Origin of the sequence: Echinicola pacifica DSM 19836, assembly GCF_000373245.1 — a bacterium.
Classification (GTDB): domain Bacteria; phylum Bacteroidota; class Bacteroidia; order Cytophagales; family Cyclobacteriaceae; genus Echinicola; species Echinicola pacifica.
This window is the reverse complement of sequence record NZ_KB890755.1, coordinates 213,752-237,731: the sequence shown is the minus strand read 5'-3', so window position 1 is coordinate 237,731 and position 23,980 is coordinate 213,752. Positions and strand designations below refer to the sequence as shown.

Here is a 23,980-nt window from a genome sequence, read left to right as displayed (position 1 = left end):
GTGAGATTTGTATTGTGAAAATCGCTGAGTTTTAGCCGTTCGGGAAGAATCGAAAATAGAGTTACAGTTTTTCACAGCTCCTGCTCGCATGGATGAATTAATGCGAGGCAGGAATTATTTTATATTTAGCATAATTAATTTTGAATGAAATGACAAAAACCTCCTTTAACAGGGCCTGCAAGGCCTTTATGATAGGTCTATCTGCCCTGTTTAGCAGCGGTGATGCTTGGGCACAGCAGGCGGATGCAAGTTTATTTTTCAAAGCCCCAGCGAGGGTTTATGTGGAGGCATTGCCGATTGGTAATGGCCAGGTGGGTGGACTGGTGTTTGGGAATCCCAATAAGGATCGAATCGTCCTCAATGAAAAATCCCTATGGTCTGGTGGTCCTCAGGACGCCGATCGGGAAGATGCGCATCAATACCTGGATGACATCCAGAACCTCCTCGTTCAAGGAAAAAACAAAGAGGCAGAGCAGCTGCTTCAAAAGCATTTTGTCTCCAAGGGGGATGGCTCTGGCCGTGGAAGAGGGGCCAATGTCCATTATGGCAGTTACCAGACTTTGGGAGATCTGCAGCTGACCTGGCAGGATACCCTTGCCGATTACCGAGATTATTCCCGAATACTGGACTTCCAAACGGGCCTAGCGAAAACCACCTGGACCCGTGAGGGAGTGACCTATAGCCAAGAGGCCTATGTGAGCCTGGCCGATGAGGTGATGGTGATTCACCTGACCGCCTCCAAGCCCAAAAGCTTGTCCTTTGACCTGGCCTTGGATCGCAAGGAGAATATCCAGGCGATGGAAGTAAGCAAGAACCAGATTGTAATGCAGGGCCAGCTGCCAAATAAGGATCTTCTGGGAATGAAGTTTGCCGCTAAGCTGAAAGTCTTCCCAAGTGGGGGAGATACGGAGGTGTCGGGCCAGTCCCTGCAAATAAGATCAGCGAGCGAATGTTACTTGATTTTGAGCGCAGCGACCGATTACTCCATAGATGATCCTGCTAGCAGAGATGGTGATCCGAGCCTTAAGGTAAAGGAGCTGATCGAATCCATCTCCATAAAAGGCTTAAAGGAAAGACAAATAGAGGCTTTTGGGGCCTTATATAACCGCAATCACCTTAGCCTCCAAAACAAAATGGGGGATGGTGATGTCTCCCGCTATACCACGCCGGAGAGGCTGCAGCGCTATGCTGATGGAATAGCTGATAACCAGCTGCCAGTATTGTACTTTAACTATGGTAAATACCTACTGATCAGCTCCTCCCAGCCCGGGCAGCTGCCCTCCAATTTGCAAGGAATATGGGCGCCGGAATACCAGGCTCCCTGGAATGGCGACTACCACCTGGATATCAATATTCAGATGAATTACTGGCTGGCAGAGCCCATGGGCTATGGTGACCTGGCCGAGCCTATACGTCATTTTACCTACAATCTGGTAGAGAATGGGATGAAATCCGCTAAGGCCTACTATGATGCGCCGGGCTGGGTGGCCCATGTGATCAGTAACCCTTGGTACTATACCTCGCCTGGCGAGGGGGCTAGCTGGGGATCTACCATGACTGGTGGGGCCTGGATGACCGAGCACATTTGGGAGCACTTTAGATATTCGCGGGACACGGCCTTTTTGAAGGAATATTATCCAGTACTGAAGGGGGCGGCAGAGTTCCTCTCAGCAGTATTGATAGAAGATCCCGAGAGTAATTATCTCGTGACAGCACCTTCCAACTCACCGGAAAACACCTACCTGAAGCCCAATGGCTATAAGGGACATACCAGCATGGGGCCGACGATGGATATGCAAATCAGCAGGGAAGTCTTTGGCAATACCATAGCTGCAGCGACTATTTTGGGCATAGACGAGGACTTTTCGCAGCAGCTGGCTGAAAAGAGAAGTCGCTTGGCTCCTAATACTATTGGGAAGAATGGAGATCTGAACGAATGGCTACATGACTGGGCGGATGTGGATCCTCACCATCGCCATGTGTCACACCTATATGGTCTGCATCCTTACGATGAGATCACTCCTTGGTCTAGCCCTGAGCTGGCTCAGGCGGTAACAGAAACGCTCGTGCAGCGCGGGGATGGGGGTACCGGCTGGAGCAGAGCCTGGAAGATTAATTTTTGGGCCAGACTGGGCGATGGCGATCATGCCTTATTGCTTTTCAAGAAGCTTCTGGAGCCTGTGATGGATGAGGGTGGCAAGATCGTGATGAGCAATGGCGGCACCTATCCCAATTTATTCTGCGCACATCCCCCCTTCCAAATAGATGGTAATTTCGGTGGAGCTGCTGGTCTGACCGAGATGCTATTCCAAAGTCATGGGGAAGAGGAGACCCTGCGTTTCCTACCGGCATTGCCGAAGGATGAAGGTTGGCAGACTGGCAGCCTAAAGGGTATAAGAGCCCGAGGTGGATTCCGTGTCGATTTTGCCTGGGAAAATGGCCAGGTGGTTTCAGGAGAAATCCATTCCTCCCTAGCCAATACCGCATCTGTATCCCTTCCAGCGAAACTTAGAATCCTGGCTGAAAACGGAACAGTAATCCACAAAAACGATTCCTCTAAGCCTCTATTAGTGGAAGTGGAGTTTAAGAAGAATACCTCTGTCAGGTTGGTGAAAATCAACTAGGATAAGAACCTAGAGATTTCCGGCGTAAAGGGGAGACGAAAAATGGGGAATAGGTGTAAATTACCATTTGGAATGAGTTGAAATGACCTTTCTAAAGGTAGAAATATATTTAATATGAAATCTGTACTACAATTGAGACTCCTCTTTGCCCTTATATTTATGCTTGGAATAAGTGATTCCTTTGCCCAGGTGGAGGAAAGACCACGGCCTGCCGCATGGAATGATTTGGTGGAAGGAGGCCGATTTATGGACTTGTTTCAGCCCATCCCTCCTGTGGGGAAGCGCAGCTCAGAGGTCTGGGGAGCGGCGGGGGTGATACCTCGCTATCCTGATAATGGCCTGGAGGACGCGGACTGGTCTTACTGGGGAGGGAATATCATTCAAGGAGAGGATGGGAAATACCATATGTATGTCTGCCGATGGTCCGAAACGGCCGAGAAAGGGCATATGGAATGGCCAAAATCCAGACTGGTACACGCCGTGTCGGACCAGCTGATCGGGCCATTTACCGTGATGGATGAGGTGGGCGCAGGCCATAACCCGGAGATATTCCAAATTCATGATGGGCGATATATTATCTATGTCATTGGAGGCCGCTACCTCTCTGAGTCCTTGGATGGGCCTTGGGAATATGCTCAGTTTGAATTTGACGCAAGAGATAGACCGATTATCGAGGGCCTAAGTAATCTTTCCTTTGCCCAAAGAGAAGATGGGTCCATAATAATGGTTTGCCGTGGTGGGGGAATATGGATAAGCAAAGATGGCCTATCCACTTACCAACAAGTAAGCGATAAATCGGTGTATCCACCCGTAGAGGGCCGATATGAGGATCCGGTGATTTGGAAAGATGAGCACCAATACCATCTTATAGTGAACGATTGGCTGGGAAGAATAGCCTATTATTTACGATCGCCTGACGGCTTCGACTGGACTGTGGACGCTGGCGAAGCTTACCAGCCTGGTATCACTGGCTATACCGATGGACTGCAGGAAGACTGGTTTAAGTACGAGCGAATTAAGATTTTTCAGGATGAGTCAGGAAGGGCTATTCAGGCCAATTTTGCCGTGATCGATACCCTAAAGCATGAGGACAAACCTAATGATGGGCATAGCTCCAAAAATATTGGGATTCCGCTGGCTGTAGGGAGAAAGATAAGAATCCTGAACAAGAAAGTTTCCGAAAGCACCCAGGAACTGGCCGTCGTGATAGAGGCCGAGGAAGGATTTGATCCTCATTCCGATTTGGACCTGAGCTCAGTACGCTTTGGCAATCCCCAGGCGGTGAATTTTGGTGGAGGCAGTGAATTGATTTCTACTAAGCAGAGAGGTGAGGACCTGGTTCTGATTTTTGATAGCGCAGGGCTGGACTTTTCGGAGGACAGTTTTGTGGCCAAATTATTAGGGAAAACCCATGAGGGAGCCTTGGTGTTTGGCTATTCCCCACTGCCATGGAGACGCAGCACTTCGGCCTATCTGTCCTCCCGGAAGCCTCAGCTGGAGGAGGGGGGATGGTCGGTAAAGCTTGAGAATTTTGGCTTGGCCAGCTCGGACAAATCACTGATTACCATCGAGCGCTTGGTGGAGGAGACGGATTCCTGGGAGGAAGTCGGGCGAATGCTCTGCCCCGTTCTGAAGCCGTATGAGGAGATTCGGCTAACCGTCAAGGCGCAGGAAACGGCTGCACTTTCTTCAGACGATGTCCTTAAAGTGATTATCGATGATAAGGAGACTGTTTTCGGACCAATAGTGCACGAATAGCGCTATACACTTCAAAATTTACTATTTCTTTCTCCTGTGGCTTAGTATTTTTTCCTTCATTTTGGTTAGTTTTAGTGGGAAATCACTTTTATTATTCCGCATGCAAAGAAAATTTATAGGCCTCCTAATTATTTTTCTATTCCTTCTACAGTTGGGTGCTGAGGCTCAGCAGAAACCCAAGGTCGGCTTAGTGCTGAGTGGAGGAGGAGCGAAGGGCATCGCCCATGTGGGGATCATCCAAGCCATGGAAAGGGCCGGAGTTCGGCCGGATTATATTGTTGGCACGAGCATGGGTTCGGTGATCGGAGGGCTGTATGCGATCGGTTACAGTGGAGCAGAGTTGGAGGAAATCGTGAAGACCTCGGACTGGGAGCTTATGGTATCCAATCGGGTCTCGTATAGCAGCATTGCCTTTGAGGAAAAGGAATATTATAACCGCTATCTTTTTGAGCTGCCTGTGATAGATGGCAAAATAGCCGTTCCTGCAGGCCTAATTGAGGGCCAAAAGCTCTCAGAAACCTTACATTATTATAGTTGGCCGTCCATTCCTTATAAGAGTTTTGATGATTTTCCTATCCCCTTCAGGGCGATCGCCACGGATGTGAAATCCGGGAAGGCGGTGGTTCTCGAGTCAGGCTATCTGGCGGATGCCATGCGTGCCAGTATTGCCATTCCCACGGCTTTCACGCCTTTTGAGGCAGACAGCACCCTTTTTGTGGATGGTGGGGTGGTAAATAATTTCCCTGTGGACATCGTCAGGGAGATGGGCGCAGATTATGTTATTGGCATCAATGTCGGGGATGAGGACTTTTTAGATCCTAAAGAACTGGATTCCTTCTCCAGCATCCTGATGCAGATCGCTATGACCAGCTCGTACAGTAAGCTGGTGGACAATATCGCAGGCTGCGATATCTATATTAAGCCGGATTTATTAGAGTATAGCACCGCTAGCTTCAGTGCTTTCCAGGAGATTTTGGACCTTGGCAAGGCCGCCGGTGAGGAGTATGAGCCGCAATTTGAAGAGCTGGCAAAAAAGCTACCGCCCATGGATCCCATTGTAGGCATTGGTACAAAGGTGGACTCAGTGGTGATCCACGGTATAGTCATTAATGGGAATAAAATGTTTTCCGATGAGCTCATTCGGTCTAAATTGGGCTTTAACCAAATAGACACCCTTAGCCGCTCCGATTTGCAGAAAGGCATCGATAGGGTCTTTGGGGTCAATGGTTTCAGTAAGGTGGGCTACCAGCTTTCTCCATTGCCAAACGGAGCGTACCGACTGGTGATAAATACCAAGGAAAAACAAAATACGATTTTGAGTGGCGCCTTCCACTATGACAATGTATTCTCGGCAGGGGTCTTACTAAATCTTACCATGAGGGATCTCCTGGGTAAGCCTTCCAGGACGGTCGCTATCGCAGATATCTCTCAAAATCCTAAGTTTAGGCTGGATCATTATAAGTACTTGGGCGATGATAAGAAATATGCAATAAATGTCAGATACGATTACCTGTTTCAGCAGATTCCCGAATATGAGGATGGGATCAAAAGAGACCTATACCTGAATCGCCAGTCGCAGGTGAAGTTAAACTTTATTACCACACACTCGCTGAAGCAAAGTAGCTGGTTTGGTCCATTCTTCGAGCATACCAAGGCCCAGTCAAGTTACCAGATCTCCATACCTTCGGAGGTAAAAGGGGCTTATTATAGCTCCTATGGGCTTCGATTTTTGCATATTCGCAGCTCGCTGAATGACCGTAATTTCCCCACTCAGGGCTCAGAACTCATCGTGGAATCGCTCTTTAGGACGCTAAACAAGTTTAAGATAAAGCTGAAAAATGGGGTGGATACCCTTACCTTAAATCAGGGGGATGTGGAGGTGAAAATCCCCAAAAGTGAATTAGATAGAACCTTCGAGGAGATCACGCCAAATGGCTATTTGACCACTTATTTCAATTACCAGAAGTTCTTTGCGCTAGGAAATAAGGTGCAGCTGGTGCCTTCCATGGCCCTTGGCCTGACCATCTCTGGGCAGGACGAATCCTTCTTATTCAATGACTTCTCCATCGGCGGATACCAGCGTGTGCAGTTTGATGATACTCCCGCCTGGGGGCTCAATTATGGCGAGCTGACCGCAGAGAACTTTGGCAAACTGGGCTTATATTCTCAATGGATCCCCTCGCCCAATTTATACATCCGGGCTGGCACCAACCTGATCGGCCATCAGTCGCATATTCCTTTTGGAGGGAATGGTGATTTTGATATGAATGGTTTTATGAAAGATCAACTGATCCTTGGCTTTGGCGTAGATGCCTCACTCAACTCCTTTTTGGGGCCTATTACCGCTGGCCTGACCACCAATACCAAGGATGGCGCAATCCGGCCTTATTTGGCCATTGGCTTTTCATTTAATTATTCAGATCGCTAAGGATGCGTCTCTATTGAGCCAAAGGCGTAAAAATATTGATATGCCGAAATTCCCCATAATAATGTATCAGCTGGTATAGCTGTGGGCAATTATATACTTCCTCTTCCACCGGCTTGGAGCAGTGGATATCGATGGTGTTAAACTGCTCCAGGCAGCGTATATTGATCAGATACTTCAATTGAGAGGGGTCAAATTTCCGAACCACCACTTCGGAGCAGCTGTCCATATAGTAAATGATTTGATAGTCTTCAAACTTGTAGGCCTCTTTAATAATGATCTTTTTTAGGGCAGGAAAATGGCAGATAGTTAGCTTATCCAATGGCCAACTGACCTTAGGACCTTTATCTAGCAGCAGCGTGGTCAGATTCGGCAATAGTGATAGCTTATTGAACTCATTCTCTTGCTCCAAGACCCCATTGATCTCCACTTTCTGGATTTGATCCAGGTATTTTATTCCTTCCAATACTCCAAACTGCGTTCTGGATGGTTCATTGCGGAGGTCCAAATTAAGCTCCTTTAGCTTTTGAAGCTGATTTGGGGCCAGACCTTGGTCGGCCAAAGCTGATTTCAGGACATTACTTAATTTTCCCCATTCCGAGGTATAGCTTGTATAAGAGTAGTGTTCTAAATAATGAATAATTAATTCGGTCTTCTCCAATCGGATATTGCCAATATGAATTAACCCCTTGATTTTAGCGGCAAATTCCCCGAGGTCAAATGTCAATTCCTTGTTTTCTTCAGGCTCCCGCACCATTATTTCCTGCCCCATGATATGAGGCTGAAGATAAGCGGTAAGTTTAATGCAGATAGACTGGAGAGCGGAGCCAAAGTCCAAGCCCCTGTATTCCACGGGGATCCGCTCTAATAGCCTTAAGGCCTTACTGTGAAGCAGTTGGAGTCTGATGAATTCGGTGTGTGCGCTAGGAAGCTCCTTCAGTAATGAAGGTACAGCCATCAAGTCAGGTGTTGACTGAATGGATTTTTTCTTAAAAAATCGTTTAAAAAGAATATCTAAAGGGTATAATTTAATATCCATGGTTTCCTTTATTCCACCACTTAACGTTTGTTTCTGGTGATTTGTTTCAGGAAATTGGTAGATAAATCGTTATAGTTGGTCTAGTGGTGGTATTTAATGCTGGTAGGTTGCTTATCAGGTCAAGTGGTGGGGTTGTTTTTGTAAAATATATTGATCTTCACATATTCGCTATAGTGTTTGATCAAATTCCTCACTAGCACATCAGGCTGATCCGTATGGTCCTCACAGGTATTGAGGTAAATGGTGATGGAGGTAAATTGCCCAAGGCATCTTATATTAATGATTTCCTTAAGGTTTTCTGCCGAAAAATTCTTTAGGATTACAGTCGATAATTGTGGCATCAGAAAGATGATTTCGAAGTCCGACCGTTCCTTAGCATTGTCAATAGTAATTTTTTTGACCTGAGGAAAATTGGGTAAACGATGTTGGTGAAAAGCCGGAATGGATGGGCCTTGGGCCAGGGATAATATTTCGAGCTCAGGTAATTTGCTGATCTTTTCGAAATAATTCAAGTTGTCAATTTTTCCTTGCAGATCCAGATAACACAGTTCTTTTAATGCTTCCACACCTCGCAAAGGGTTCCTGTCCACCACCTGTCGGAGGTCCTCTGCGGTGATCTTAAGCATTTTGATTTTCGAGATAGGGTAGGACAAGACCTGTTTTCTATTTAGGGCAGATTTAAGACAGGGGTTTAGCGCTTTTATGATCCTTGTTTGCAGCGATATCTTGGACTCCATCTTCAGCAATTCAGAATAAAACCGGTCCTTCCTGAATGCGAGGAGATTTAATTTCAAACTCAGGTCTTTCACCCTCTTTCCCCTGGGTTCGTTTGGAGAGGTATAGGTAGCTATGGGTTTGGGGTAATAGGTGCTGGCATTATGCCCTATAGGTTGAGGGTTATAGGGTAGGGCGAAGGGGAGCTTGAGAGAGATCCCCATTTTCCCCATGCTTTGTACATGGCTGGCTAGACTAGTGAAAATACGGTTAATCATAGCATTATCATTTTGGGTTATATTGTATTCGTTTGGGGCCTTATGGTCAAGGGAGATCTATTAAGGCCTTTAAGTCAATAGCCATTCCAAAACTGAATGCACTGCCAGATCCCTTCATAGCTTATTGATTTTATAAAACTACTAAAAATAGTTGATATATGCAGTTCATACACGTAAATATGTCATATAACTGGTAAAAATTATATGAAAACGATTTGTATAGACAATAGAAAGCGGTTGGATCAATGAATCATTGCCTGGTAAGGTTTGGTTATGATTCCTCTGGAATGCGGTCTATGTGTATAGTATTCCGCTAGGTAGGAAGGGAGTTATTGCCAAGAAGTAAGCAGGCATATCCCTAAGCTTAGGCGCTTAATAGTCCTATTCGAGGACGAAAGGCTTAGGGGTAAAGCAAAGGATGAAAATGAGGATGGCGATCCAGCCCAGCACTTTTCTGCCAGTGGTGAGAGGGCTATTGTCGCGAACGGGTGGGTGCTCGATTCCCAGTATTCTTCCGAGGATGAAAGCGAATAGAAGCCAGCCTTCGTAGCCCTCGATGTGAGGATAGAAGTACATGATCACATATTGGACGGCGGCGAGGCTGAGTACGAAGGACCATTTCGTCTGGCTGCTTAGCCTGGCCTTGGAGAAGCAGATGTAAAGGAATAGAATATAGACGGGCAGGGCGATCAGCAGGTAGCTAGTCTCTAGGAAGGGATTGATGATACCCAGTCCTGCGAAAAACAAGAATGCTGTGTAAAAGGTCAATGATATCTGCCGATGGTGCTTGGGAAACAGCCCAAAAATCACATGGCCACCATCTAGCTGACCTATAGGCAGCAGATTTAGCGCGGTAAAGAACAAGGCGAGGTAGCCAGCAAATAAGAAAGGATAATGAATGACCTCTGTCATAGGAGGCATTTTTTCAGGGTCTGCCAAGGTGGAAGACATGAAGTGAAAGAGCAGGTTGTTTCCTAGTTCGACCACCATAGCCCCACTTTCTTCCAGGGAATAGTTGGGGTCCAAGTATTCGGGGTGGATTTCATAAATATACTCTGCCTCGGGGAGATTGATAAATCCGTAAGCTAATACAGCTAGGGCAATTACAAAACCCGCCAGAGGGCCAGCTACGCCGATGTCAAAGAATTTTATGCGGCTATTGACATAGCTTTTCATCTTGATGACGGCTCCCATGGTGCCGATGGAAGGGGCACCCAGAAATCCAAGCCAGAAAGGGATGAAAATGGGTAAGCTGGATTTTACTTTATGATGAATGGAGGTAAAGAGATGACCGAGTTCATGGATAAGAAGAATACCGATAAAGGGGATAGAAAAAGCCGTCGCTCTCAGGAAATATTCCCAAGTGAGAGGATTTTTCTCCGAAATCAAATACCTGCCATATAGCCATTCTGCACCCGCCAGAGTGGCACAGATAAAGGTGAGCAAAAACAACAGCAGGTGTTTGAGGTATTCTTTCTTAGTGTACATTCGCAAAATAATCCAGTAGGGCGGTAGGGTGATCTATATGATGAGCACGCAGGCCAGCCTTACGAGCACCCACGATATTGCTTGCATTATCATCAAAAAACACTCCTCGGGAGCCTTCCTGGCCGATTTCTGCTAGTACCTTCTCGTATATGACCGTATCGGGCTTCCTACATCCCATTTCGAAAGACAAAAATACACGGTCAAAGAGTTCTTCAAAACTTTTATGCCCACTTCCTTCCAATAAAATTTCTTCCACCTTGCGGAAATGGATACCATTGGTGTTGGAAAGCATATAGATAGGATGGGTTTTGCGCAGGTCTTTCAGCAGCTGGATTTTCTCTTGAGGAATTTTGCCAAGCATCCCATTCCAGATATCATCCACTTCCTGGTTTGGCCATTCATGCTTAAAGACCAGCTTGAGCTCATCGCGGAAAGTCTGATCGTCAATTTCACCTTTCTCATAGGCATGATGCACGGGATGATTCATAAAGTCCTCATACAAGTCAATGGAATTTTTTAAGGCGATTTGCTGCAATTGGTTGATTGTAAATGGAATATCAAGATCGATAATCACCCCGCCTAAGTCAAAAATAAAAAAATCTGTATTTTTATCTATTTTCATTGGTTCAAATGTTGTGGAATTAAAATCAAATATGTAACATTGCAGTCCCAAAAGCAAGGAAAAATCACATTAGGTTATTCCAAGTAAAAAGAAGGAGGGGTTTTTATCCCGATTTTGACAACTACTGCTTTTAAGGGCCTATAGCTCAGCTGGTTAGAGCATTTGACTCATAATCAAAGGGTCCCTGGTTCGAGCCCAGGTGGGCCCACCCAAACAAAAGCCACTTACGATGTAAAATTGTAAGTGGCTTTTTTGTTTGCACACAGTTATTGCACGAAATGGGCTCGCTATATTTTTAATTTTCTTGAATCGGCGGTTTGGGAGAAGGTTGGAAGGGTATTATCTCATATCTTTTAGCTTGACTGCTGCTGGTTTGGAAGTAATCCGCCCCATTATTTCGTCTTTGATAAAATAGAGTCTTCCAGCCCTCGGCTTGAGCTTAACCAAGCTGAGAACAGGAAAGGGGATTTATCGGGTGGGTAAGTTTAAGTTCACAATTTTTATTGATTTAATGATTTTTATTTCCTGTAATAAACTAAATTTAAAGATCGATTCTAGCTTGAATTTTTGTGTTTTCGTTTGATTGGTATTTTAAAATTGCCAGGTAATATTAAAAAAAGTAATATTTTTATGATTCAGATTAATAAGCGAAATACATGTGTGGCCTGTGGTAATAGTAAGAATAATAGCGTTTTTACTGCTGTAGAAAGGATGTTTGAAATGGGGCATGAATTTGATTATCTGGAATGTAGCAAGTGCAGTTCATTACAGATAATTAGTCCCCCGGCAGACTTGTCCAAATATTATGTCCCTGAATACTACACCTTCCAGAGATTGAATAATAGTGGTTTCCTTCGTAATGTTTTTAAAAAAGTAAGGTGGCAATTTTATAAATGGAGGATCTATAGGGCTTCTTATCCTGCATACCTACGTTGGCTGTATAAACTAGAAGCATCAGAGGATGATGCTATTGCGGATATCGGCTGTGGAAACGGTCAGTTAGTTTACTAAATGCGTTGTTCAGGGTTTAATAAGCTATTTGGCTTTGATCCCTATGTGCATGAAGAGCTTGAATTAAATGGTTTAAAACTTGAGCGAAAAGACGTTGATAGTGTACATGGAACTTATGATATTGTTATGCTGCATCATTCATTTGAACATATGGAGGATCCTCAGTCCGTGTTTAAAAACCTTAGTGGAATAGTAAAAAAGGGAGGTAAGTTGCTAATTCGGGTTCCTGTTACAGATGGTTTAGTTTGGAAAGTCGAAAGAACTAACTGGTTCCAATTGGATGCTCCTCGTCATTTTTTCATTCCAAGCGTTGAGGCAATGGCAAAAATGGGCCAGGAAAATGGTTTTAATTTGTATTTTTCTGAGTTTGATAGCTCAGCATCTCAATTTATGTTTACCTCCTTGTATAAAAAAGGAAAGAGCTTTATTAAAGCAGATTTAAATTCTGAATTTTCTAAAGCAGATAGAAATAAATATAAAACGATGGCTAAAGAATATAATAAGGAACGTAAGGGAGATCAGGTTTGCCTTTATTATAAAAAAATAGAATAAGGGAGGATTAAAAATATTTCTAATCACTCTTTAAAAGAATCCATCCCAAGAACCCTCTTAACATTACCATTCGGGATACTTAATAACTGCGTCTGCCTCCCGCTTCTTCCAAAGGGGTGCTTTGGGGAGTTTCTTTTTGGTAAGGCAATATGGGGTTTATCGGAAGGTTTCTCCTTAAAAAATGAAAAATAAAAGCTTGATTTCCAATAGGTAGAAATCAAGCTTTTATTTATTAGCATTTCCTATTTATTTAAAGATTCATAAGCGGGTCCAGTGATAAGACTTTAGCCTAGCTGGATATTCATAGGATTATTCCGTTTTTTCTAATTTTTGTATCATTTGTTTTAAGCTATTCAGTGGATGATCATAGGGTTTAGTGCGGTTTTCCCACCTTGAAGTGATCCAATTTTCTTCCCATGCCTTAATATCAAAATCATTTCCAGCGATTTTGGCATCTAACCATTTCTGCCATCTCTCTGCATAATAATCGCCCACTAAGCCACTCCACGTCCTTGCAGAATAGTCATTGACCCCAGCTCCCCAAGTGGTGATCAGCCGTTTTGCATTGCTTTCATAGTATAGTTTTTCCTTGTCATTATCGCCATAATCTCTTGCCAGTTCCACCCATTTTTCCAATTGGTGGCTAGGATGAGAAGCTAGGAGGCGGTCTATGACCCTCATGTTATCAATGGCTTTTTGATATAAGACCCATTTTTCAGGACTGTCCTCGAGGGCCGTAGCCTCCGCTATTATTTCATCTGTTTTGAGCCCAATTAATTGTGTCCCGAGTTCAATAGCATCATATTCATAGAGTAAACTATTATCAAAGTTGTCGGAGGCTTTTAAGAAATAATGAACTGCAAGATCAAAATTTTCGCTATCATCAACGGTACCTTGGGCCTTTTCTGTAGGCCTAAATTGGTATCTAAACCTAGGGTGGTCGGTGAAGGTCCCCAGCGCAGATTCCTGTAGTAGGTCATAGGCTTTCTTAATTTCTGTGGGAAATGCGCCATATCTGGATTTACAGTAGGAAGCGATCCACTCTGGAAGTGGAATAGATTCAGTTCTCCAAGCCCAGTCGGCTAGAAGTTCATAGATGATTTCGTTATTTTCTATCCCTTCAGGCGCAAAACCAAATCCAACCAGGTTGCCTTTATCCTTATATTCAAGGACTTCATGTGGGGCTTTAGCATAAAAGTCAAGCACACCATTGAGGGGGACTTTCCCTCCCATATTGGGGATAAAGCTATAGATCCATTGCTTGCCGAAAAAACCTTTGTACATTTTCCATGAGTAAGGGATTTTCCAGAACAAGGCATTATATTCATTTGCCATATCCAATATCAATAGCTTATCATCGGGTATTCCGGACATCATGGCTTGCAGTCGGTCAGGGGTCCAGAAGAGGTCGCCATTTTTGTCCCGGTGGTAGGGGAAGGTCCATCCTTGCATGACCCAAACGGCATTCGGGTTCGCTTCTGCAATAGGGGAGAAGACCGCCTCCCCATATTTAGCCAGTTCTTCTTTTGCTACCTCAGGGTCTTGCGAAAGCGGAACATCCATTTCATTGAAGCTATCTGCTAAATAATATTCCCCCTTACCAAATTCCTTTTCCCACTCTTCTATGTATAATTTGCCGATTTTATAGAAAAGTGCACTTTTTGGGGAAAGGATCTGTACTTTTTCTTCAAATCCACCCCAACCTAATTCTCTGAGGTCTTCATCAGGAAAGATTCGCTGAATTCCCTCCGGGACAAAACCAGCAAATGCATGGACAATAGGAGACATGCCGAGTTCAGCCATTCTATTTTGCATTTTATGAGCTAGGTCAATTTGCTTATCAAAAAAGGATAGCGGTGGTGGTCCATCCCAACTCCCAATATTCCCCATCCTGTTCCAAGGAAAATGAGCAGGTCCAGAAAAGTATTGTAATACTTCCTCATCGGTCAGGCCTAGTTTTTTGAAGGTTCGAAATAGGATGGCCTCATGAGCACCCGCAATAAGCGGCATATTAAAACCATGCATGGCCATCCAATCTATCTCCTTCTCCCATCTTTCCCAGCCCCAATACGGAGTGGAATATCCATGAGTTACCGTATTGAGATAATACCTGAACTTAAATGGGGTTTTTACGGTGGTTTTATACTGTGGAAGCCTATCGGGGATGTTGATTCGATTACCTGACCAGCTAATGATAGAATGCGTCGCATTTTTCAAATAATCATAAGCGCCCCTGGTCAATGTAGTGGAAGAGGTACCTTGAATGATCACTTTGTCCCCCTCAGTATTGATTGAATAATAATCAAGGCTGTCTTTTACCACTAATTCCAATTGGAATTTTTTGGCGTGGTCTTCTCCGATTACCCTATTTAGTACATTATAGGCACTAATAACTTCGGGGGCTTTTGATGCTTTTGAATTGCATGCAAAAGTGGCAAGGAAAATAATGCTTATTAGAAAATGAATATTTCTCATTACAGTTAAGGTTTGACCAAGGCTGGTAGATTTGGTCTATTGGTTTATAAAGTCGTAAGGGTATAATTTCCCACGACCACATTAAAGTTAATATCCTGGATTTTGCGATAATAGATCATTATTGATCAATTCAAATTCAGGGATAGGCCAAGTATAATCCCGAGGCGCCGTAAATACCCTGTCCTCCAGAGAAACTACTGCTACTGCAGGTTCATTCATGGTGGATTCTAGTTCTTTCCAGCGGTGGTAATCATAATATAAGATGCCTTCCCCAACGAATTCAATAATTCTTTCTCTTCTGAGAATCATCCTGAATGAATCCTGATTCATTCCCGCCAATGGAATAGGCGGCACCAAGATGTCCGTTCCATCGTCGGCAGCTCCTTGCCCAGCTCTCATGCGGAGTGCATTTACTAGATCAAGGGTCTCTTGATTTGGCCCTTGGACTTCGTTGATTGCTTCGGCGTAGGTTAGGTACATTTCTGCCAAACGGAAAATAATATGATCATTATGACTCCTTTGTTCAGAAGTTTCGCTGGGGTCAATGAATTTTCTGAAATTGAACCATGAGCCAGTATTTTCAAATATAGCTCCTTCATAATTCACTGTTTCTCTCCAGTCAAAAACTGTCTGTGTTAGTCTTGGATCTCTATTTTGGAAGGGCTCGTCAGGATTATAGATTGGGCTTGATTGGATAGACTCCCCGTTGATATCAGGGTAGGTTTCCACTAAGGCTACTGTGGGGGAGAAAATATTCCAGGAGGCATGAAAGCTTACCGGGCCCAGCATCTGTCCTAGGTTATGATATTGACCTTCCAGGTCTGCATTGATACGAGATAGTATTACCTCATTACTACCATCTCCTTCCGGCCGAAATAATGCTGTATAATTGTGGTGGAGGCTAAAACCACCATTGTCCATGATGTCTTTGGCCAGGGAAGCACTTTCTAATAATAGATTGGTATCTCCTGCCAAGGTCCCCTCATACAATAGGATTCTCGATTTAAGGGCCTTTGCGGCCCAGGGGGTGATCCTCCCAAATTCAGGATCGTATTCCGCTACGGAAAGTTCACTTATGGTGAGGTCAAGTTCATTAATCACAAAATTGAGCACTTCCGCTCGGGTATTAGCAGGGACTTTTCCTTCATTAATATCAAGAACCTGCTGTACAATAGGGACATTACCGAATTGGTACATTAAGCGATAATGGGCCCATGCTCTAATAAAGCGCATTTGGCCTTTGTACACGGAAAGCATATCCGCTTCCAGAGGGGATTTGTCTACATTATCCAAAAACCAATTCGCACTTCTGATGGAGCTATAGGAGGAGGTCCATAGAGAGTTTACCAGGCTAGAGCCAGGGTTTATTCCGCCGGTGGAAATTTCTTTTGTAGACCCGGTTTGGCTGTACATTACTTCAGTAAATCCATCCCATTCTATCTGGCTAACATTTTCTAAATTGAAATAAGCTGCATTGGCCGCTTGAGCTACCTGCTCCTCGGAGGTCCAAAATTCATCCTCTGAGAGGGCTGTTACCGGTAGCTTGGTGATGTCTTTTTCCATGCAGGAGCTCAAAGAGAAGCAGGATATTCCGATAATTATTATAGATATATATGCTGAATTATACATTACAAGTGGGATTAGAATTTAACATTTAGGCCTAAGGTGTAAGTTTTCAATGGAGGAATATTCAGTCCATTTGATTCAGGATCGAAACCAGGCCTGAAACTGGAAGCTGTGAGGACATTTGTGCCAGTGAGATAGACTCTTAGAGATTCAAAGAATCTGTTTTTGGTAAGGGGAAGCGTATAGCCTAATTGGATGTTTTTTAATCTCAAATAGGATCCATCAAAGCTCCAAAAGTCAGAGGTAGTAGAGAAATTTTGGAAATAAGTTTGCTGGCCATATAGCAGAAGTCTAGGGTAAGTACCAGATTGATTGTCAGGACTCCAAGCATCTTGGGCTTCTTCAGGTATCCATGCGAAATTTCCAAATAAGTCATTACTACTGTACTGTTGCGTTTTTCCAACTCCCTGAATAAAGGCTTGGAAGTCAAAATTCTTCCAGTTGCCATCTAAGGTCAGGCCATAAGAAATTTTTGGTACCGTTTCTGCTATTACAACCCGGTCCTCGAAATCTAGTTTACCATCACCATTATGGTCAATATACTTGATGTCTCCAGCAGATGTATTCGGGTTGATGCCTGAGCTTAGAGAGCTTCTATAGGCCTCAGCCTCAGCTTCTGACTTTAATATCCCATCAGATTCATATCCATATATTGCTCCTAACGGGTCTCCTTTCCGATAGCTTGTGCTATATTCTGAAAAGGCATCAGTTAGTTCTATAATTTCATTGTCATTATAAGAACCGACTAATGTGATTCCATAATGTAAGCCATTTCCTAATGTGTTCCTGTGATTTAAGGAAAGTTCAATACCGCTATTTTTTACCTTTCCGGCATTTATCGCTGGGCCAATCCTATTAGTACCAATAGTACCTTGGACCGGACTTGGCAAAAGAATATCCTTAGTTATCTTATTATAAACATCAATTGAACCACCAAATTTTCCACTATTAAAGGAGAAGTCAATTCCAATGTTTGCAGAATTGGTAGTTTCCCATTTTAAATTTCTAAAGGGTATTCCGCCTTCAGCAGCGGTCACCACCACCTGGTCTCCGGCTCCAAAATAATAGGTTCCAAACACAATATTAGAAAAGTAGCTTCCGTTCACGCCGTTGTTTCCACTTACTCCATATGAAGCTCGTAGTTTTAACATATCCATACTCTCGAATCCGAAGAAATTCTCCCGAGAGATCAGCCATCCTGCCGAAGCGGCAGGGAAAAATCCGTACCGATGTTCTGGAGCAAATACTGAAGAACCATCATATCTTCCGGCTAATTCGATAAAATACCGCTCCGCATAGTTATAATTTACTCTGGCTACAGCGGACTGCAGCGCACTTTCAGTGGTATTGCTATTCAACCCTGTAATATCTTCCTTATCTCCCGAATTAGGAGCATTAAACTCTGTCAGTAGATCATCAAATTGGAAATTTACTCTACTTGCAGAAAGGAATGAGTATTTATCGAACTGTACATCCCAACCACCCAATGCATTGAAATAATGATTATTTATCGACTTTTCGTAACTTAGAAAGGTCTGCACGTTAAATTGATTATTGTCCGCAAAAGTTTTGCTAAGGCTGTTGATATCAGAGAACCATGGAGGTCCATTGGTGGTGGATCCCTTGTAAATATTGGACATGGACTTGCTATTATGGAATATACCTGAGAACCTACCTATAGCTTTTAAACCGGGAAGTATGGTCCAATCCAAATTGGTGTTGATGGTAAACGTTTTTCCTATTGAATTACTCGAACCCGCTTCCAGCTCCCAGAGTGGATTCCAGAAGCCTCTGCTATAGCTTCCTGCCTGATTGAGAAATGCATAAGGAGAATCTCCCTCCTCCGTCTGTCTTACAGGTAGAAAAGGTGCGATAACATTCAAGTGAGTGTAAATATTATCAATCCCATTATTGACACTGGGAGAGGTGTTGTCCGTAAGAATATAGCTTAGATTGGTAGTTAAATTGATATTATCCTTTAGCTGAGTACTTAGATTGGTTCTTAAACTATATTGAGAACCATTTATTCCTTTTTTCATAATACCGTCTATACTTCGGTATCCGAAGGCAAGATAGTAATTGGTTTTTTCATTACCTCCCGTGGCACTTAGGTAGTGTCTTTGGGTATGTTCAGTTTTTAATAATTCTTTTTTCCAATCTGTATTGGCGTACCAATGATCCGTATTTGTCTTGAAAAGGTTTATTTGATCCTCAGTAAACAATTCTTGTCCACCGGAATTTAGGGAAGCCTCATTCATGATTTGGGCTGATGGGACAGAGCCAACGGCTTCCTGAGTAGTCGTTAAATTGCTCCAGCCAAAATAAGTTTCATAACTAAACTGCACCTTTTCATTACTTCCTGATTTTGTGGTGATTAATACCACACCGGCTGCAGCTCTTGAGCCATATATGGCGGAGGCTGCCCCATCCTTAAGTATGGAGATACTTGCGATGTCATTGGGGTCAACCGTAAGTGCATTTTGAGGGATGCCGTCCACTATGAATAATGGGGAATTATTTCCTATGGTCGTAGATCCCCTTACTAAGAACCCTAGTCCTTGATTGTATCCAGCATCCCGTACGAAAAGTCCTGGCGCCCGACCTTGAAGTGCTGATCCTATATTAGGCTGTGTGATGGTGCCAAGTTCTTTAGCGTCAACAGTAGTTACTGAACTAGTTACATTAGCTTTTTTCTGGGTGCCATATCCTACCACCACCACTTCATCAAGAGAACTGACATCTTCCTTAAGTACAATATTGAGGACGGTTTGAGATCCTATATTCACTTTCTGAGGTTTCATTCCGATAAAAGAGAACGATAGTACATCGCCCTCTTCTGCTTCAATTGTGAACTTTCCTTCAAGATCGGTGACTATTCCTGTATTGGAGCCAGTGATAAGGACGCTCACTCCCGGGATGGGATTTCCTTGCCTATCTGTTACGATGCCCGAGATCTCTTTGACTATCTTTTCATTATCTGCTTTAGCCGCAGGGTGAAAGCTATCTGAATAAGCAGGTTTTTGAACTTCTGAAAATAATAAACCGAAACTCAATAGGACTATTTTCCAATTTGAGTTAATCCATTTTTTTTTGGTAAATTTCTTCATGATTTTAATTGGTTGGGTTGGGAAAGCTGAGTTTTTATTACTTTCATCTGGGTAAAATGAAATTGTCTATCAATTTTAATTAGCTGTTTTCAGGATAGAAATGATTTTTCGTGTCAGAGATTTCCTGATGTATCTTTTTAACTTCATCAGAAATAAAGAGGTTGATCTCCCATTGATCCCCCATGGGTAAGTCACTAAAAGGGCTATGGAGCGCATAAGGAGCAGGTCCATATTCTGGACTGACCGTCATCCATTCCCTGTTAGCATTCCAAGCATTCGTTAATATGGATTTCCACCATGATTTAAATTGCTCCAACTCTGTTGCATATCTGGGGTCCCGTGGATCTATAACCTGGGCTGTCTGCGAGGAACCTACTCGAGCATGAAGATGATAGGTGTGCAATATGGCCTGTTCTACAGCTTCGGGCTGATCTTCAAGTAATGATTCAGCGACACAGCACCAGTGCGATAGGTCAGTCGTCAATTTGAGACTGTCATGACCTTTTAGGTAAGTTTGACCCATATGAGCAGCATACAAAAATCTTGATCGATGGGTCTCATGAGTGATGGGTACGCCTGTTCTTATTTCTATCTCATGGCCTATATCAATCAACTGAAGGTTATATTCAGGAGAAAAATAATCTTTCCCTGTATGGCTATTAATTAATAAGGGCTGGCATTCAGCTAACCTTATTAGGTGATGCTTATAGGAATTTAAGTGCTCGTGGAAATTACTGGATTGAGTCTCCCAATGTTGGGCTATAAAATCGAGGCCTAGATCTTTGATCAAGCCTAGGACTCGATCTCTTTCTGTTTTTGATTGGGGTATGCCTATTTCCACTCCATGGAAGCCGGCTTCCTTGACCTCTTTTAGGAATTTTTTCCAAGGAATATGGTCATTTCCCCATCGTGGATAAATGAGTTTAAGTTTCATTCCTCTACATTTTTATTTCTAAATTCCCTCTTTCCGGTATGGTCTATTCCCTGGCTTCTTTGTAATTGAATCATTGATTCGGGGCGGAAATTCAGAATTAGGGCTCTTCTTTGACTTGAGGTGATATTTCCTCTGCTAAAATGTAAGGTAAAGCCATCATGGAAAGTGCAGCCTCCCGGGGATAAGGGCATACTTAGGGCGTCATTAGCGTCAGTTTCACAATAGAGTGCTCCGCCATTGGGGAGGGCTTGATGCGGGTGAATTGGATTTTCCGGGTCTTTGTCAATAAACCACATACAACCATTCTCTTCACTGACCTGATCTAGGGCAATCCAGCAACTAACCGCTCTTTTATCTGGCATATTTATCCAATAGGCTGCATCTTGATGCCAGGGAGTAGCCGTATTGGTGTGTGGGGCTTTGTTAATGAACATGTCAAAATCCAAAGCGATGTCCTTTCCAAGTAATTCCTGAGCCCATTCCAATGCCCTTGAATAGGCGGGATGCGCTAGTAATTTAGGTTCAATGATACTCGGCCGCATTATTTGGGTGATGCGTTCCACATTTCCCTGATCTCCACCGCCCGCCAGATCACTACGCAGTCCAGCGGTTTTTGACTTGTCTGCCAATAATTCGTCATAGAGCGTCAGCAGATCTTTGGTTTCTTGTGGTGCAAGTAGTGATTCCAAATGGGTGTAGCCCCTTTTTAAGAAATTTTCCTTTTTGATTTTTCTTGTCATGAAAATGAAATTTTGATGTCCAAATATTGGAGTTTATTTCCTGAAAGGCTTTCAATATTGTAGCACCTTATTTTTTTATACATTATTTTGGCCAATCATTCCGATATTCGAACTGTCCTCTAGCACCATGATCTCACAGCCCATCATGTCTGTATATGCCGGGTCTCAATAAGTGTTTCTTAAGGGTAGCGAGAGGTCATTAGAAGTTCTTTCCTGTATTAATTAATCAAAATTGTTTAATGATGTTAAAGTTAAATTCAAGGTGTTTTCTCCCTATTATCTGCGGATTATTGACGGCCTGTCTTTGGTCCTGTGATCCTGCAAATGAAAAAATAGAGGAGCAAAATGCTATAAAGTATCCCGGCGACCTTTCTTTTTCCTATATCCCTCAGTCTTGGGATGAGGGACTACCCTTGGGAAATGGGGAAATAGGAGCATTGATATGGGAAAAGGATGGAAATCTCCGCTTTTCGCTGGATCATGTAGGACTGTGGGATTTGCGTCCTATGGATAATCTGAACGGCGAGGAATGGACCTATCAGTGGGTGAAACAGCAGTGGGAAGAAGATGAATACCATAAAGTTCAGGAATTATTTGATCACCCCTATGATCGCTCTCCCGCGCCATCCAAGATTCCGGGTGCCGCTTTAGAATTTGATCTTCAGGATTTGGGTAAGGTAAAAAACGTTCGATTGGAGCTAGCCGAAGCGGTGGGAGAAATAGAATGGGAGTCCGGAATGCGACTTAAGACCTTTGTTCATGCCGAAAAAAACACGGGTTTTTTCCAATTTCAGGGGATAGACGAAGGGGTCATTCCCCAGCTAATCGTTCCAAACTATGTGAGTGAAAACTCATCTGCTGCTGAAGACCCTGTCACAGGTCAGGATCTAAGGAGGCTTGGCTATGACAAAGGTGAGGTAGTTCGGACAGATTCCACTTTGACCTATGTACAGAGGGGCTGGGGCGGCTTCTCCTATCAGGTGGCCGTAAAGTGGAGGTATGAAGAAGGCCTGCTGACAGGAGTATGGTCCATTAGTACGCACGATGATAAAGGCGACGCTAAGGCCGATGCTCAGGAGGGCATGGAGAAAGCCTTAAAACTCGATTATGACAATAATTATGCGTCCCATGTGGATTGGTGGAAGGATTTTTGGTCTAGATCCAGCATTAGTATCCCTGATCAGGTACTGGAAAAACAGTGGTACCTGGAGCAATATAAGTTTGGTGCTGCAGCAAGAGCTGATGGCCCGCCAATTTCTTTACAGGCAGTGTGGACCGCAGATAATGGTAAACTGCCCCCTTGGAAAGGCGATTATCACCACGATTTAAATACTCAGCTTAGCTATTGGCCAGCCTACAGTGCCGATCATCTGGACCTGGAGTATGGATTCACGAATTGGCTATGGGTGTATAAGGACACTTTTAAAGATTACACCAAAAATTATTTCGGTGTCGAAGGCTTGAATGTGCCCGGAGTGACCACGCTGACCGGAGACCCCATGGGGGGCTGGATCCAATATTCATTTGGTCCGACAGTTTCAGGTTGGCTAGCCCAGCATTTTTATTGGCACTGGAAATATAGTATGGATGAAGAATATCTAAAAACCAGAGCCTATCCCTGGTTTAAAGAGGTAGCTATATTCTTTGACCAGATAGCAGAAAAGGGCCCCGATGGAAAGCGGAAGTTGCCAATTAGTTCCTCTCCAGAGTTTCATGACAATAGCAGGGAGGCTTGGTTTGGAGAGACCACTAATTTTGACTTATCCATCATTCGATTTGTGTATAGTAAAGCGGCTGAGCTGGCCTTGGCATTGGGCGAAAAGGAGGACGCGGCACATTGGGAAACGCTGCTTAATGAATGGCCTGAGTTTGCCCTTGACCCAGCTTCTGGATTTATGGTAGCGCCAGAAGAAGCTTATGAGAGCTCTCACCGGCATTTTTCCCATTTGATGGCCATTCACCCATTGAGCTTGGTCAACTGGTCCGATGGTCCTGAAGCTCAGGAGCTAATGCTTAATACCATCAATAATTTGAAGAAACAGGGCTCATCAGCATGGGTGGGGTATTCTTTTAGCTGGCTTGCAAGTCTTCAGGCCCGCATCCTCCATGGAGATGGAGCCGCGGAAACACTTTCTATTTTCGCTAATAACTTTTGCTTGCCCAATAGTTTCCATGTAAATGGTGATCAGTCTGGGCAGGGATATTCCAATTTTACCTATAGACCCTTTACCCTGGAAGGGAACTTTGCTTTTGCAGCTGGTTTACAGGAGATGCTTCTCCAGAGTCATGAGGGATTTATTCGTCTATTCCCAGCTATTCCACAAGCCTGGGAAGAGGCTTCATTTGATGGTTTCTTGGCCCAGGGGGCTTTCAAAATTAGTGCAAAAAAACGGAGTCCGACTAAATATACAGCGAGCGTTCTGGCAAGAGAAGGTGGGAAACTCAAGATTATCAATCCTTTTGAGGCTGAGGTGTCTGTAGATGGGGAATTAGTGGCCCAGGGGCAATATTATGAGAAAATGATGGAAAAAGGAGAGAAGTTAAATTTAGAATTTATAAAACAATAAAAAGAAGAGCGGGGACTTAG

General features: G+C 43.7%; 15 protein-coding genes and 1 tRNA gene. 7 read left to right on the top strand and 9 right to left on the bottom strand.

Annotated features, from left to right (window positions below; genetic code table 11):
* The first annotated feature begins 149 nt into the window (after positions 1-149).
* The 3 genes from B050_RS0116730 (at position 150) to B050_RS0116720 (ending at position 6,810) form a co-directional block, all read left to right on the top strand.
* The gene (locus tag B050_RS0116730) at positions 150-2,624 is read left to right on the top strand and encodes a glycoside hydrolase family 95 protein (RefSeq protein WP_018475099.1); all 2,475 of its coding nucleotides are present in this window, start codon (positions 150-152) and stop codon (positions 2,622-2,624) included.
* Between the two features lie 114 nt (positions 2,625-2,738).
* Positions 2,739-4,382: a glycoside hydrolase family protein gene (locus tag B050_RS0116725; RefSeq protein ID WP_157492861.1), complete on the top strand. Its 1,644-nt coding sequence runs from the start codon at positions 2,739-2,741 to the stop codon at positions 4,380-4,382.
* 100 nt (positions 4,383-4,482) lie between these two features.
* On the top strand, positions 4,483-6,810 hold the full coding sequence (locus B050_RS0116720) for a patatin-like phospholipase family protein (protein WP_018475097.1): 2,328 nt from the start codon (positions 4,483-4,485) through the stop codon (positions 6,808-6,810).
* 10 nt (positions 6,811-6,820) lie between these two features.
* Here B050_RS0116720 and B050_RS0116715 read toward each other — a convergent pair whose 3' ends face one another.
* From B050_RS0116715 to B050_RS0116700, 4 genes are all read right to left on the bottom strand, one after another.
* On the bottom strand, positions 6,821-7,765 hold the full coding sequence (locus B050_RS0116715) for a hypothetical protein (RefSeq protein ID WP_157492860.1): 945 nt from the start codon (positions 7,763-7,765) through the stop codon (positions 6,821-6,823).
* Positions 7,766-7,965: 200 nt separating this feature from the next.
* On the bottom strand, positions 7,966-8,838 hold the full coding sequence (locus B050_RS0116710) for a hypothetical protein (protein ID WP_018475095.1): 873 nt from the start codon (positions 8,836-8,838) through the stop codon (positions 7,966-7,968).
* A gap of 381 nt (positions 8,839-9,219) precedes the next feature.
* The gene (locus B050_RS0116705; protein ID WP_018475094.1) at positions 9,220-10,326 is read right to left on the bottom strand and encodes a site-2 protease family protein; all 1,107 of its coding nucleotides are present in this window, start codon (positions 10,324-10,326) and stop codon (positions 9,220-9,222) included.
* Positions 10,316-10,948 carry an HAD family hydrolase gene (locus B050_RS0116700; protein WP_018475093.1) on the bottom strand — a complete coding sequence of 211 codons (633 nt, stop codon included), beginning with the start codon at positions 10,946-10,948 and terminating at the stop codon, positions 10,316-10,318. Before B050_RS0116700 ends, B050_RS0116705 begins: the two co-directional genes overlap by 11 nt.
* Positions 10,949-11,082: 134 nt before the next feature.
* Here B050_RS0116700 and B050_RS0116695 point away from each other — a divergent pair.
* The 3 genes from B050_RS0116695 (at position 11,083) to B050_RS23705 (ending at position 12,511) form a co-directional block, all read left to right on the top strand.
* Positions 11,083-11,156 (top strand) — tRNA-Ile (locus B050_RS0116695).
* Between the two features lie 422 nt (positions 11,157-11,578).
* A complete protein-coding gene (locus B050_RS23710) occupies positions 11,579-11,959 on the top strand; it encodes a hypothetical protein (protein ID WP_229802395.1) in 381 nt (126 codons plus the stop codon).
* Positions 11,960-12,511, top strand: a complete 552-nt coding sequence (locus B050_RS23705) for a class I SAM-dependent methyltransferase (RefSeq protein WP_018475091.1) — start codon at positions 11,960-11,962, stop codon at positions 12,509-12,511.
* Positions 12,512-12,820: 309 nt separating this feature from the next.
* On the opposite strand, the gene B050_RS0116685 is transcribed toward B050_RS23705, so the two are convergent.
* From B050_RS0116685 to B050_RS22620, 5 genes are all read right to left on the bottom strand, one after another.
* Positions 12,821-14,986 (bottom strand): alpha-N-acetylglucosaminidase, encoded by a 2,166-nt coding sequence (locus B050_RS0116685; RefSeq protein WP_018475090.1) that lies wholly within the window; start codon positions 14,984-14,986, stop codon positions 12,821-12,823.
* An 87-nt stretch (positions 14,987-15,073) separates the two neighbouring features.
* The gene (locus B050_RS0116680; protein ID WP_083923298.1) at positions 15,074-16,615 is read right to left on the bottom strand and encodes a RagB/SusD family nutrient uptake outer membrane protein; all 1,542 of its coding nucleotides are present in this window, start codon (positions 16,613-16,615) and stop codon (positions 15,074-15,076) included.
* A gap of 11 nt (positions 16,616-16,626) precedes the next feature.
* A complete protein-coding gene (locus B050_RS0116670) occupies positions 16,627-19,719 on the bottom strand; it encodes a SusC/RagA family TonB-linked outer membrane protein (RefSeq protein WP_018475087.1) in 3,093 nt (1,030 codons plus the stop codon).
* A 79-nt stretch (positions 19,720-19,798) separates the two neighbouring features.
* Positions 19,799-20,653: a sugar phosphate isomerase/epimerase gene (locus tag B050_RS0116665; RefSeq protein ID WP_018475086.1), complete on the bottom strand. Its 855-nt coding sequence runs from the start codon at positions 20,651-20,653 to the stop codon at positions 19,799-19,801.
* Complete coding sequence (locus B050_RS22620; protein WP_018475085.1) at positions 20,650-21,393, bottom strand: phytanoyl-CoA dioxygenase family protein; 744 nt, start codon at positions 21,391-21,393, stop codon at positions 20,650-20,652. The genes B050_RS0116665 and B050_RS22620 overlap by 4 nt, the downstream gene beginning before the upstream one ends.
* 239 nt (positions 21,394-21,632) lie before the next feature.
* Here B050_RS22620 and B050_RS0116655 point away from each other — a divergent pair, with 239 nt between their 5' ends.
* Positions 21,633-23,960, top strand: coding sequence for a glycosyl hydrolase family 95 catalytic domain-containing protein (locus B050_RS0116655; RefSeq protein ID WP_157492859.1), 2,328 nt, complete (start codon positions 21,633-21,635; stop codon positions 23,958-23,960).
* Positions 23,961-23,980 lie beyond the last annotated feature (20 nt).

What these genes read in the sequence shown, in the direction of transcription:
- B050_RS0116670 (WP_018475087.1), bottom strand. Translation starts at nt 19,719, where the DNA reads ATGAAGAAATTTACCAAAAAAAAATGGATTAACTCAAATTGGAAAATA.
- B050_RS23705 (WP_018475091.1), top strand. Translation starts at nt 11,960, where the DNA reads ATGCGTTGTTCAGGGTTTAATAAGCTATTTGGCTTTGATCCCTATGTG.
- B050_RS0116655 (WP_157492859.1), top strand. Translation starts at nt 21,633, where the DNA reads ATGATGTTAAAGTTAAATTCAAGGTGTTTTCTCCCTATTATCTGCGGA.
- B050_RS23710 (WP_229802395.1), top strand. Translation starts at nt 11,579, where the DNA reads ATGATTCAGATTAATAAGCGAAATACATGTGTGGCCTGTGGTAATAGT.
- B050_RS0116680 (WP_083923298.1), bottom strand. Translation starts at nt 16,615, where the DNA reads ATGTATAATTCAGCATATATATCTATAATAATTATCGGAATATCCTGC.
- B050_RS0116715 (WP_157492860.1), bottom strand. Translation starts at nt 7,765, where the DNA reads ATGGCTGTACCTTCATTACTGAAGGAGCTTCCTAGCGCACACACCGAA.
- B050_RS22620 (WP_018475085.1), bottom strand. Translation starts at nt 21,393, where the DNA reads ATGACAAGAAAAATCAAAAAGGAAAATTTCTTAAAAAGGGGCTACACC.
- B050_RS0116665 (WP_018475086.1), bottom strand. Translation starts at nt 20,653, where the DNA reads ATGAAACTTAAACTCATTTATCCACGATGGGGAAATGACCATATTCCT.
- B050_RS0116700 (WP_018475093.1), bottom strand. Translation starts at nt 10,948, where the DNA reads ATGAAAATAGATAAAAATACAGATTTTTTTATTTTTGACTTAGGCGGG.
- B050_RS0116720 (WP_018475097.1), top strand. Translation starts at nt 4,483, where the DNA reads ATGCAAAGAAAATTTATAGGCCTCCTAATTATTTTTCTATTCCTTCTA.
- B050_RS0116710 (WP_018475095.1), bottom strand. Translation starts at nt 8,838, where the DNA reads ATGATTAACCGTATTTTCACTAGTCTAGCCAGCCATGTACAAAGCATG.
- B050_RS0116685 (WP_018475090.1), bottom strand. Translation starts at nt 14,986, where the DNA reads ATGAGAAATATTCATTTTCTAATAAGCATTATTTTCCTTGCCACTTTT.
- B050_RS0116705 (WP_018475094.1), bottom strand. Translation starts at nt 10,326, where the DNA reads ATGTACACTAAGAAAGAATACCTCAAACACCTGCTGTTGTTTTTGCTC.
- B050_RS0116730 (WP_018475099.1), top strand. Translation starts at nt 150, where the DNA reads ATGACAAAAACCTCCTTTAACAGGGCCTGCAAGGCCTTTATGATAGGT.
- B050_RS0116725 (WP_157492861.1), top strand. Translation starts at nt 2,739, where the DNA reads ATGAAATCTGTACTACAATTGAGACTCCTCTTTGCCCTTATATTTATG.